The 10,313-nt window shown below is 66.2% G+C and carries 12 protein-coding genes and 1 riboswitch; of the genes, 8 read left to right on the forward strand and 4 right to left on the reverse strand.

What is annotated here, in order from left to right; all coding sequences use genetic code 11:
• Window positions 1-1,023, forward strand: a 1,023-nt coding sequence (locus KBA48_RS30300; RefSeq protein ID WP_292912417.1) for a GMC oxidoreductase, incomplete at its 5' end; no start/stop codon positions are given.
• Window positions 1,024-1,032: 9 nt separating this feature from the next.
• Here KBA48_RS30300 and KBA48_RS30305 read toward each other — a convergent pair.
• On the reverse strand, window positions 1,033-1,932 hold the full coding sequence (locus KBA48_RS30305) for a branched-chain amino acid aminotransferase (protein ID WP_292912418.1): 900 nt from the start codon (window positions 1,930-1,932) through the stop codon (window positions 1,033-1,035).
• A 71-nt stretch (window positions 1,933-2,003) separates the two neighbouring features.
• Between KBA48_RS30305 and KBA48_RS30310 the strand changes: the two genes are divergently transcribed.
• Genes KBA48_RS30310 through KBA48_RS30320 form a run of 3 tightly spaced genes read left to right on the forward strand, consistent with a single transcriptional unit; the run spans window position 2,004 to window position 4,602 of the window.
• Entirely contained in the window at window positions 2,004-2,495 is a 492-nt protein-coding gene (locus tag KBA48_RS30310; RefSeq protein ID WP_292912419.1) for a MarR family transcriptional regulator, read from the forward strand.
• Between the two features lie 35 nt (window positions 2,496-2,530).
• Entirely contained in the window at window positions 2,531-3,238 is a 708-nt protein-coding gene (locus tag KBA48_RS30315) for a response regulator (protein WP_292912427.1), read from the forward strand.
• A gap of 41 nt (window positions 3,239-3,279) precedes the next feature.
• Window positions 3,280-4,602, forward strand: coding sequence for an ATP-binding protein (locus KBA48_RS30320; protein ID WP_292912420.1), 1,323 nt, complete (start codon window positions 3,280-3,282; stop codon window positions 4,600-4,602).
• A gap of 130 nt (window positions 4,603-4,732) precedes the next feature.
• Here KBA48_RS30320 and KBA48_RS30325 read toward each other — a convergent pair whose 3' ends face one another.
• The 3 genes from KBA48_RS30325 to KBA48_RS30335 form a co-directional block, all read right to left on the reverse strand.
• Window positions 4,733-5,683 carry an ABC transporter substrate-binding protein gene (locus KBA48_RS30325; protein ID WP_292912428.1) on the reverse strand — a complete coding sequence of 317 codons (951 nt, stop codon included), beginning with the start codon at window positions 5,681-5,683 and terminating at the stop codon, window positions 4,733-4,735.
• A 5-nt stretch (window positions 5,684-5,688) separates the two neighbouring features.
• The gene (locus KBA48_RS30330; RefSeq protein ID WP_292912421.1) at window positions 5,689-6,459 is read right to left on the reverse strand and encodes an ABC transporter permease; all 771 of its coding nucleotides are present in this window, start codon (window positions 6,457-6,459) and stop codon (window positions 5,689-5,691) included.
• On the reverse strand, window positions 6,456-7,223 hold the full coding sequence (locus KBA48_RS30335; RefSeq protein ID WP_292912422.1) for an ABC transporter ATP-binding protein: 768 nt from the start codon (window positions 7,221-7,223) through the stop codon (window positions 6,456-6,458). The genes KBA48_RS30330 and KBA48_RS30335 overlap by 4 nt, the downstream gene beginning before the upstream one ends.
• Window positions 7,216-7,320, reverse strand: a riboswitch (TPP riboswitch). (Overlaps the previous gene by 8 nt.)
• 124 nt (window positions 7,321-7,444) lie before the next feature.
• Here KBA48_RS30335 and KBA48_RS30340 point away from each other — a divergent pair.
• The 4 genes from KBA48_RS30340 (at window position 7,445) to KBA48_RS30355 (ending at window position 10,268) form a co-directional block, all read left to right on the forward strand.
• Window positions 7,445-7,945, forward strand: a complete 501-nt coding sequence (locus tag KBA48_RS30340; protein ID WP_292912423.1) for a nuclear transport factor 2 family protein — start codon at window positions 7,445-7,447, stop codon at window positions 7,943-7,945.
• A 49-nt stretch (window positions 7,946-7,994) separates the two neighbouring features.
• The gene (locus tag KBA48_RS30345) at window positions 7,995-9,143 is read left to right on the forward strand and encodes an acetoin utilization protein AcuC (protein WP_292912424.1); all 1,149 of its coding nucleotides are present in this window, start codon (window positions 7,995-7,997) and stop codon (window positions 9,141-9,143) included.
• Between the two features lie 34 nt (window positions 9,144-9,177).
• On the forward strand, window positions 9,178-9,672 hold the full coding sequence (locus tag KBA48_RS30350) for a DUF192 domain-containing protein (RefSeq protein WP_292912425.1): 495 nt from the start codon (window positions 9,178-9,180) through the stop codon (window positions 9,670-9,672).
• An 86-nt stretch (window positions 9,673-9,758) separates the two neighbouring features.
• Entirely contained in the window at window positions 9,759-10,268 is a 510-nt protein-coding gene (locus tag KBA48_RS30355; protein ID WP_292912426.1) for a hypothetical protein, read from the forward strand.
• The last annotated feature ends 45 nt before the right edge of the window (window positions 10,269-10,313 follow it).

A 10,313-nucleotide genomic window follows, 5' to 3' on the forward strand; every position in this document is an offset into this window, starting at 1 on the left:
CGGTCACACTGCGTGCGCGGCTGTTCCTATGGCGCTTATTTCAGCAGCCTGTCGGCCACGCTGCCGGCCGCGCGGGCCACCGGCAACCTGACCATCCTGACCGACCAGATCGCCCATTCGCTGGACCATGATCCGCAAACGGGTCGCGTCACGGGCGTGCGCACCATCGATGCCAATGACCTGACCGGCACCACCCACCGGGGGCGCATCATCTTCCTCTGCGCCTCGGCCATCGCCTCGGCCCAGATTCTGCTGAACTCCACCAGCGAGGCGCATCCGCGCGGGCTGGCCAATGGCAGCGACGCGCTGGGCCGGTACGTCATGGACCATGTCGGCGGGGCCGGCGCGTCGGGGCGGGTGCCGGGCCTGCTGGACCGGTATGAATTCGGGCGGCGGCCCAACAATATCTATGTGCCCAATTACCGCTTCAAACAGCAGCGTCCGGGCGACGGCTTTGTGCGCGGCTTCGGTTTCCAGGGCGGGGCGGCGCGTGGCCGGCCGCTGGCCGATGCGGGCACCAAGCCCGGCCTGGGCGTCGCCGCCAAACAGGCGGCCCTGACCCATGGCGCCTGGCACATGCACCTGACCCTGTTCGGGGAGATGCTGCCCCATCCCGACAACCGCCTGACCCTGCACCCGATCCAGAAAGACCGCTGGGGCCTGCCGCTGGCCCATCTCGACTGCACGCTGCGCGACAATGAAAAATCCATGATCGCCCGCGCAAGGGACGAGGCGGCGGACATCCTGCGCGCTGGCGGGTGCGAGGATGTCAGCGCCTATGCCCGCTTCGACACGCCGGTCGGCGCGAAAACCCACGAGATGGGCACCGCCCGCATGGGCCGCGACCCGGCCAGTTCCGTCCTGAACGCCTGGAACCAGGCGCATCAGGTGCCCAACCTGTTCGTCACCGACGGTGCCTGCATGGCGTCATCGGGAACCCAGAACCCGTCCTTGACCTATATGGCCCTGACGGCGCGGGCGGCGGACCATGCAGTGAGGCTGCTGAAGGAAGGGGTGATCTGATATCCTTGCCTATGCCGCCACAGCCTCCGCATTCAACCGGCCATTCACGAGGTCGCTGTAATCGGCGATCATGCTCCGGCAGACCTCGCCGGGGCTGAAGGTCCAGTCGCCGATGCGGCCGACGGGCGTCACCTCCGCCGCCGATCCAGTCAGGAAAATCTCCGTCGCGTCCTTCACCTCATCCAGGGTGAAATGGCGTTCCAGCACCGTATACCCCCGGCGTCGGGCCAGATTGATGATGGTCTGGCGGGTGATGCCGTTCAGGAAACAGTCGGGGATGGGTGTATGGATAACGCCATCCTTCACCATGAAAAAATTGGCCCCCGTCGCTTCCGCCACATAGCCGCGATAATCCAGCATCAGCGCGTCCTGGTGGCCATTGCGCTCCGCCTCATGCTTGGACAGCGTGCAGATCATGTAAAGGCCGGCGGCCTTCGCCTCCGTCGGGGCGGTATCGGGGGCGGGGCGGCGCCAGCGGGCGATTTCCAGGGAAATGCCCCTCATGCGCGCCTCCGGCGTGAAGTAGCTGGGCCATTCCCAGCAGGCGACGGCCAGATGGATCCTGTTGTGCTGCGCCGCCACCCCCATCATCTCGCTGCCGCGCCAGGCGACGGGACGCAGGTAACCATTGGTCAGCCCGGCGGCCTTGCACACGTCCCGCTTGGCCGCGTCGATTTCCTCCACGCTGTAGGGAATGTCGAAGCCCAGCAATTCGGCTGACCGGCGCAGGCGCAGGGAATGTTCGTGAGATTTGAAGATCACACCATTGTAAATGCGCTCCCCCTCAAATACACAGCTTCCATAGTGCAGGCCGTGGGTCAGAACATGGACCTGCGCTTCGCGCCAGGGCACCATCGCCCCGTCAAACCAGATATGGCCATCGCGGTCATGGAAAGGGATGATCGTCATTTGGGGCTTCCTTGTTGTTTTATGTCGTGTACAACTCCATCCACGATACGGAATTGCGGAAATAAGTCAACATGGCTGACGTAAAATCGGGGCCGAACCCGCTTTTCCTCCGGGAGGAGGATCTTCGCCAGGGCATCGAGCTGCTCTTCTATGCCTACCGCGACTTCACCGCGGAACCCGACGCCATGCTGGCGAGGATCGGGCTGGGAAGGGCGCATCACCGCGTGGTCTATTTCGTGGGCCGCTACCCGTCGATCACCGTGACGGAACTGCTGGGCATCCTGCAGATCACCAAGCAGAGCCTGTCCCGCGTCCTGTCCGATCTGGTGGAGCAGGAATATATCGCGCAGCGTCCGGGCACGAAGGACCGGCGTCAGCGCCTGCTGACCCTGACCGACAAGGGCGTCGAACTGGAACGCAGCCTGTCGGACGCCCAGCGCGCCCGCATCGCCCAGGCCTATCGCGCCGCCGGCGCGTCGGCGGTGGAGGGGTTCCGCACCGTGATGCTGGGCATCATCGACGCAGAAGACCGCGCCAAGTTCCCGCCGCCGGGCAAGCGGTGACCATCGCCCCCTTCCATGCTATGTGAGGGGCCATGATGAGTGACGATCCCGCCGAACAGCCCCATATCCTGGTCGTTGATGACGACACGCGCCTGCGTGAGGCATTGCGCCGGTATCTGGGGCAGAACGGCTTTCTGGTCACCGGTGCCGGCGACGCGGCGGAGGCGCGGGCCAAGCTGGCGGGGCTGGAATTCGACCTGATCGTGCTGGATGTGATGATGCCGGGTGAAAGCGGGCTGTCGCTCTGCCGCCATCTGGCGGCCACGGGGCGCACGCCCATCCTGATGCTGACGGCGCGCAGCGAGGCGGAGGAACGCATCGGCGGGCTGGAGGCCGGGGCCGATGATTACCTGTCGAAGCCGTTCGAGCCGCGTGAACTGGTCCTGCGCCTGAATGCCATCCTGCGCCGCACGGCCCGCCGCGTGCCGCGGGCGATCCTGTCCGCCGTCCCCATCCGTCTGGGCCGCTATCTGTTCGATGCGGAGCGCGAGGAATTGCGGACGGGAGAGGAGATCATCCGCCTGACCACCATGGAATCCAGCCTGCTGCGTGCCCTGGCGGCGGAGCCGGGCGTGGTGCTGAGCCGGGAGGCGCTGGTGGAAAAGGCGGGCGTGGATGCGGCGAACGAACGCACCATCGACGTGCAGGTGACGCGCCTGCGTCGTAAATTGGAAGATGATCCGCGCGAGCCGCGTTATCTTCAGACGGTGCGCGGTGAAGGTTATGTGTTGAGGCCCGATTGAACGCGTGGTTGCAGGAACTGTGGCGGCGGCGGCCCCGGCCGATGCGTGCTCTGAAACGCTATGTGCCGGCGACCCTGTTCGCGCGCTCGCTGCTGATCATGATGACGCCCGTGGTGCTGGCCCAGGCCATCGCCACCTTCGTCTTCTATGACCGGCACTGGGACACGATGACCAACCGGCTGGCCAATTCCGTGTCGGGGGAAATCGCGCTGGTCATCGAACAGCTTGCCCGCGACAAGGACGATGTCGCGCGGGAGGAAACGCTGTCCATGGCGGCCCGCAACACCGACATCCTGTTCACCTGGAATCCGGGGGAGGAACTGCCCGACCCGCCGGCCCGGCTGCGCGGCGCGCTGGAGGAAACGCTGGCCCAGGCGCTGGATGACCGGGTGCGCCGGCCCTGGCGCATCAACAGCAATGTCGCCCATAAATGGATCGAGATCCGGGTGCAACTGCCCGACGGGGTACTGTCCGTCCTGTCACCTGAACGGCGTCTGTACAGCTTCACCAGCTACCTGTTCATCATCTGGATGCTGGGCAGTTCGCTGGTCCTGTTCTCCATCGCCACCCTGTTCATGCGCAACCAGATCCGGCCCATCCGCCGGCTGGCAGTTGCGGCCGACGCGTTCGGCAAGGGCCGCGACATGGCGGATTTCCGGCCGGAGGGCGCGGTGGAGGTGCGGCAGGCGGCGCATGCCTTCCTGCTGATGCGCGACCGTATCCGCCGCCAGATCGCCCAGCGCACGGAAATGCTGGCCGGCGTCAGCCACGATCTGCGCACGCCCTTGACCCGCATGAAGCTGCAACTGGCCATGATGCCCGACATGGCGGAGGTGGAGGAGCTGAAGGCCGATGTGGCCGAAATGCAGGTGATGATCGACGGCTACCTCTCCTTTGCCAGGGGGGACGGGGAGGAGGAGGAGCGGCAGGTGGACCTGTCGCTGCTGCTGGCCGAGATCGCGGGCAATGCGCGTCGTGAGGGCGCGCGCCTGACCCTGGACCCGATGGTGACGCAGGGGGAGGCGGTGGTGCTGCCGCTGCGCCTCTTGTCGCTGCGCCGTTGCCTCAGCAACCTGATCGGCAATGCCGCGCGTTATGGGCGGCATGTCTGGCTCAGCCTGGAACGGCGGGGCAACTTCGTCGAAATCCTGATCGATGATGACGGGCCGGGCATTCCCGACGATCAGCGCGAAGCCGTGTTCCGCCCCTTTTTCCGCCTGGAACCGTCGCGTAACCAGAAGACGGGCGGGGTCGGCCTGGGCCTGACCATCGCCCGCGACATTGCCCGCCGGCATGGCGGCGACGTCATTCTGCGCGACAGCCCGCAGAAGGGCTTGCGGGCTGTCGTGCGCTTACCGCTGTAAACCCTTGCCCCGGGACAAGGGGATGCGGGTCGTCATACCGACGGTCGACATGTGTGACCGTCGGGTATCATGTCGCCCCTCGCCCGCTGGCAAGCGGGTGGTAGGGTGAGGGCCGACCCGCCCTGGAGGTTCACTTCACCTCCACCGCATAGGTCGCCACGTCCGGCGTGGTCTTGATCAGGCCACGTGCCTTCAGGAACTGGGCGAAACGCTCATAACGGGCATTGTCCAGCGCGCGGGGGCTGTGGGCGAAGCGGGCGATGCTGTCCTTCCAGGCGCGCTTGTTCAACTCCGTATCCAGGTCCTTGCGGCCCTTGATAAACAGGCCCCAGGCCTCGTCCGGATGGTTGATCAGGAACTGCGTGCCGCGTTCCACGGCGTTCAGGAAGCGGCCGATGCGCGGGTCGGTCACCTTGTTCTTCGCGGTGATGAAGACCAGTTCGTCATAGGCGGGAACGCCCTCTTCCTCCGGGAAAAAGGCGCGGCCTTCCTTTCTCTCGATCGCCATCTGGTTCAGTTCGAAATTGCGATAGCCGCCGACAATGGCATCCACCTGCCCGGCGAACAGGGCCGGCGACAGCGAGAAATTCACGTTGATCAGGGTCACGTCCTTCAAGGACAGGCCGTGCTTTTCCAGCATGGCGCCCAGCAGCGCATCCTCGAACCCGCCGACGGAGAAGCCGACCTTCTTGCCCTTCAGATCCTTGATCGACTTGATGGGACCGTCCTTCAGCGCGATGACGCTGTTCAGCGGCGTCGCGACCAGGGTGCCGACGCGGACAACGGGCAATCCGGCATCGACCTGCAGGTGCAATTGCGGCTGATAGGAGATGGCGATATCGCCCTGGCCGGCGGCGACCAGACGCGGCGGGTCGTTGGGGTCGGCCGGGGCGATCATCTCCACCGCCAGCCCCTCATCCTTGAAGTAGCCCTTCTCCTGCGCGACATAGAGCGGGCCATGGTCCGGGTTCACGAACCAGTCCAGCAGCACCGTCATCTTGTCCTGCGCCAGGGCGGGCAGGGCACCTGCCGCACTGGCGGCCATAGCGGCGGCCACGGCCATCGCGCGCATCCAACGCATCTTCATCATGTCTCTTCCTTGCTCATCACGCTGTCAGGCAGCCAGGGCAACGCCCGGCGAACGGTAAGATCGACCAGCAGCCACAGGCCAACGGCCAGCAGGGCCAGAATGAACAGGGCGGCGAAGGTCAGGTCCGTCTGCACCCGTGCCGTGGCGTGCAGCATCAGATAACCCAGCCCCGCCGACGCCCCCACCCATTCCCCCACCACGGCCCCGATGGGCGCCACGGCGGCGGCCATGCGCAGGCCGGATGCCAGGGCGGGCAGGGCGGCGGGCACCCTGATGTGGCGCAGCACGGCCCAGGGGCTCGCGCCCATGGTGCGGGCCAGGTCCAGCCAGCCCGGCTCTGTCCGCCGCAGCCCGTCAAAGAAGCTGGCCGTCACGGGGAAAAAGATGATCAGGGTGGCCATCGCCACCTTTGATGCCATGCCATAGCCCAGCCACAGCACCAGCAGCGGCGCGATGGCAAAGACGGGCACCGCCTGGCTGGCCAGCAGCAGCGGCAGCAGCCAGCGCCGGGCGGCGGCCGATGCCGTCAGGGCCAGCGCCGCCAACCCGCCGCAGAGCGTGCCCAGCACCAGGCCCAGCACGATCTCCAGCGCCGTGTATCCGGCATGCCGGGCCAGCAGCGCCCAATCATCCCACAGGCGCAGGGCCACCCGTTCCGGCCCCGGCAGGATGTAATGCGGCAGGTCGGCCAGATGCACCAGCAACCCCCAGGCCAGGATCAGTCCGGCCAGCGTCACCAGCCCGCGCAGAAGGCGCCCGCCCCTCATGCCGCCCTCCCGCCACGCAGTCGCAGCAGCAGTTCCGCCTGCAGCGCCAGAAGGTCGGGATGGTCGGGCGGGCGGGGCGTGTCGCCGGCGGGCATGATCGGTGGGGACAGGCGCGCGGGGCTGCCGCTCAGGACCAGCACCTGATGGCCCAGGCGCAGCGCCTCCAGCGGATCATGCGTCACCATGATCACCGTGCGTCCCGCCAGAAGGCTGGCGGCAAGGTCCTGCATGTCCAGCCGCGTGATGGCATCCAGGGCAGAGAAGGGCTCGTCCATCAGCACAATCGGCCGATCCTCGAACAGGGTACGGGCCAGCGCCGCGCGCTGGCGCATGCCGCCCGACAGGGCATCGGGGCGGCAGCCGGCGCGATCGTCCAGGCCCACGGCCGCCAACAGGGCCATGGCCCGGTCCCGCTCTGCCGGGCCGACCCGGCCTCCGCGCAATCTGGCGCCCAGCGTCACATTCTCCAGCACGCTGGCCCAGGGCAGCAGCAGATCCTGCTGCCCCATCCAGGCGATGCGGCCGGTCACGGGTTTCCCGTCATCGGCGGCCACCCTGCCCGTGCCCGTCAACAGCCCGGCGATCAGGCGCAGCAGGCTGGATTTGCCAACCCCGCTGGGACCCAGCAGGCAGGTGGTTTGTCCGGCCGGCGCCACCATGTCCAGCCCGCTGAACAGCAGGCGGCCGCCGAACCCGAGGGCGGCGTCGGACAGATGGATGGCGGGGGCGGGCGGGGCGCTTGATGGCCCCGGTACATGGGTCATGGATCACTGTCCCTACGCCGGTATCAACCGGATCAGGTTCCAGGGGTCGTCCCGTACAGGACCTCTCAGCCGACGATCGGCTCCCCCCAGTGAGGTGGGTTGGTTATGGCAAAGTGGCGACGCCCCCGCAAGGCCGTTGGTGCCAGACATGACGCTGATAATGGTTCTTGCGGCCCTATGCGAACCGGTATCAAATCCGGGCGTTCGAACCGGGAGTCACCATGCGCAAGCCCTTGATCCTCGTCGCCATTCTGTCGGCTCTGGCCGTGTCGGCCCCTGCCGCTACCCTGCCGGAAGGCCCGGCCCTGCGGGCCGCCATCGAAAAGGCCGATGCGGAATTCTTCGCCCTGTTCTTCGAGGGCTGTGATCCCGATCGTGTCGCGTCCATGCTGACACCTGACTTCGAGATGTATCACGACAAGGGCGGGGAGGTGGCACGGTCGGCCGCCCCCTTCGTGGCGGAATACAAGCAGGGCTGTGAGGAGAAGAAGAAGCCCGATGCCTGGCGGTCGCGCCGTGAACTGGTGCCGGGCACCATGACCCTTCATCCCATCGCCGGCGTCGGGGTGATCGAACAGGGCGATCATGTTTTCTATGAACGCAAGGGGGACGGCCCGGAAAAGCTGGTGGGAAAGGCCCGCTTCACACAACTCTGGCGGCTGGAATCTGACGGCTGGAAACTCTCCCGCGTCTTCTCCTACGATCATGAAGCCGTGAAATAATTATCGGGCTCTTGTGCCATGCGGCGGCGCAACATAAATTGCATCCATCATGCCAGACAGCGTCGCCCCGCCCCTCTCATCCGCCACCACGATCCGCCCGCTTTATCTGGGTGGCGAGATTTATCGCCATTCCAGTTACGGCAGGAAACACCCGCTTTCCATCCCCCGCGTATCAGTGGCGACCGATCTGGCCCGCGCCATGGGCTGGTTGCGGGATGACCATTATCTCGATAGCCCGCAGGCCACAGCCGAACAGTTGGCGCGTTTCCATGATCGCGACTATATCGCGGCCGTTCAGCGGGCGGAGCGGGACCAGAGGGTCGATCTGGATACCGCGCTGCGTTATGCGCTGGGCAAGCTGGAAAACCCGGTCTTCCCGGAGATGTACCGCCGCCCCGCCATCGCCGCCGGTGCGGCCATCCTGGCGGCCGATCTGGTGCGCGACGGGGGCGTTGTGCACTCGCCGGCCAGCGGCACGCACCATGCCCGGCCGGGCCGGGCCAGCGGCTTTTGCTTCTTCAATGCGCCCGTCCTGGGCATCCTGGCGCTGCTGGATCAGGGGCTGGACCGCATCCTCTATGTCGATCTGGATGCCCATCATGGCGACGGGGTGCAGGATGCCTTTCACGACGATGAACGCGTCCTGACCATTTCCACGCATGAGGAGGGGCGCTGGCCCTATACGGGCAAGCTGGACGATCGGGCGGGCGGCATGGCCCGTAACATCCCGCTTCCCCCCGGCCTGAACGATGACGAATTCCGCCATGTGGTGGAGGAAGCGATCATTCCGCTGGCCGTCGCCTTCCGGCCTCAGGCCATGATGATCCAGACCGGGGCCGATGCCCTGGCCGATGATCCCCTGTCGCGCCTGTCCCTGTCCAACCGGGCGCTGTGGCGGGCCGTGGGTGATCTGGTGGGGCTGGCCCCGCGTACCATCGTGGTGGGCGGCGGGGGATACAATCCCTGGTCGGTGGGCCGGGCCTGGGCCGGCATCTGGGCGGTGCTGAACGGCATTGACCCGACAGAGGCGTCGCTGACCCCGGCGGCGGCGGCGGTCCTGAAATCCCTGACCTGGGACCGGCGGGAAGGGCGCAATCCGCCGCGCCGCTGGTTTGACAGTCTGGCCGATGCCCCGCATGAAGGGCCGATCCGCGACATGGTGCGGCAGGCCGCAGCATCCGTGCGCGACCTGTGGTAAGGTGGCGGCAATACAATTGCGTTCGGGACCCATCATGCTGCTGCGCCGTCTGGCCTTTGCCCTGCTGTTGTCTCTGTCCCCCGTCCTCCTGCCCGCCGCCATTCCCGATGCCGCCGCCCAGATGGGGCCGCAGACGGGGCTGAACCGCGACAATCTGGTGGTGGAGACCAAGGGCGGTCAGCGTCACAGCTTCAATGTCGATCTGGCCCTGACGCCGCAGCAGCAGGCCATCGGCCTGATGTTTGTGGAGAAGATGGCGGACGAGAAGGGCATGCTGTTCCTGAACGAGCAGGAAGGCCGGCTTTCCTTCTGGATGAAGAATACCCTGATCCCGCTGGACATCATCTTCGTCGATGCCAACGGCTATATTCTGAACATCCAGCATGGCAAGCCGCAGGATCTGACGCCGCTGCCATCCGCCGGGCCGGCCCTGGCCGTGCTGGAGATCAATGCCGGGCTGGCAGCCAAACTGGGGATCAGGCCGGGTGACCGGTTGCTGCATCCCGCTTTCGGGGTACGCCGTCCGTAAGCATCATGCATGTAGCGGGCAACTGACGCCTGCGCCTGCCCGAAACCAACGCATTTCCAATCGGATACGGCGTGTTAAACTAGGGCATGGCGTTCTATACACCCCCTTTGCAGCGACCGCCCGCGCCGGTGACCCCACCGTCGAAGGATCGTCACGTCCTGGGCGTGAACCGGATCGAGGAGCGGCAGCGGCGGGAGGATCGGGGGCGTGAGGGTCGCACCCTGCGCCATCGCCTGATCGATCTGGTGATGGACGAGGTGGAAAGCCTTCCGGAGCTGACGCCGCCCCAGAAACAGCGTATCCGGCATAATCTGGACCGTTTCGCCGAACGCCAGCCTGAGCAGACACCCGACCGGCCGCCGCCGTCGCCGCCCACGCCGGACCAGACACTGGCGGCCATGACGGCGGAAGACGTGATCACGTCGGAAAGCGCGTCCCTGCCGGTGGTCAGCGACGGGGTGGATGCCGCCCAACTGGCGCAGCAGATGCAGGTCCTGCTGGGCCTGCACAGCGAGCGGGCCACCAAGATTTCCAATTATATCCATGCCCTGATGGCCGTCACCCCGGACAGCCATCAGGTGGATCTGGATATCTGAGGCGTTCCCTCACTGTCCCAGCGCCTTGATCAACTCGCCCATATT

This window comes from Niveispirillum sp. (assembly GCF_017996735.1).
In the GTDB taxonomy this organism is placed as follows: Bacteria; Pseudomonadota; Alphaproteobacteria; order Azospirillales; family Azospirillaceae; genus Niveispirillum.

Bases quoted from the DNA above. Each gene is read 5' to 3' on its own strand.
- KBA48_RS30345 (WP_292912424.1), top strand. From the start codon at position 7,995: ATGCCAGACAGCGTCGCCCCGCCCCTCTCATCCGCCACCACGATCCGC.
- KBA48_RS30335 (WP_292912422.1), bottom strand. From the start codon at position 7,223: ATGACCCATGTACCGGGGCCATCAAGCGCCCCGCCCGCCCCCGCCATC.
- KBA48_RS30355 (WP_292912426.1), top strand. From the start codon at position 9,759: ATGGCGTTCTATACACCCCCTTTGCAGCGACCGCCCGCGCCGGTGACC.
- KBA48_RS30340 (WP_292912423.1), top strand. From the start codon at position 7,445: ATGCGCAAGCCCTTGATCCTCGTCGCCATTCTGTCGGCTCTGGCCGTG.
- KBA48_RS30305 (WP_292912418.1), bottom strand. From the start codon at position 1,932: ATGACGATCATCCCTTTCCATGACCGCGATGGCCATATCTGGTTTGAC.
- KBA48_RS30315 (WP_292912427.1), top strand. From the start codon at position 2,531: ATGAGTGACGATCCCGCCGAACAGCCCCATATCCTGGTCGTTGATGAC.
- KBA48_RS30325 (WP_292912428.1), bottom strand. From the start codon at position 5,683: ATGCGTTGGATGCGCGCGATGGCCGTGGCCGCCGCTATGGCCGCCAGT.
- KBA48_RS30320 (WP_292912420.1), top strand. From the start codon at position 3,280: ATGCGTGCTCTGAAACGCTATGTGCCGGCGACCCTGTTCGCGCGCTCG.
- KBA48_RS30350 (WP_292912425.1), top strand. From the start codon at position 9,178: ATGCTGCTGCGCCGTCTGGCCTTTGCCCTGCTGTTGTCTCTGTCCCCC.
- KBA48_RS30330 (WP_292912421.1), bottom strand. From the start codon at position 6,459: ATGAGGGGCGGGCGCCTTCTGCGCGGGCTGGTGACGCTGGCCGGACTG.
- KBA48_RS30310 (WP_292912419.1), top strand. From the start codon at position 2,004: ATGGCTGACGTAAAATCGGGGCCGAACCCGCTTTTCCTCCGGGAGGAG.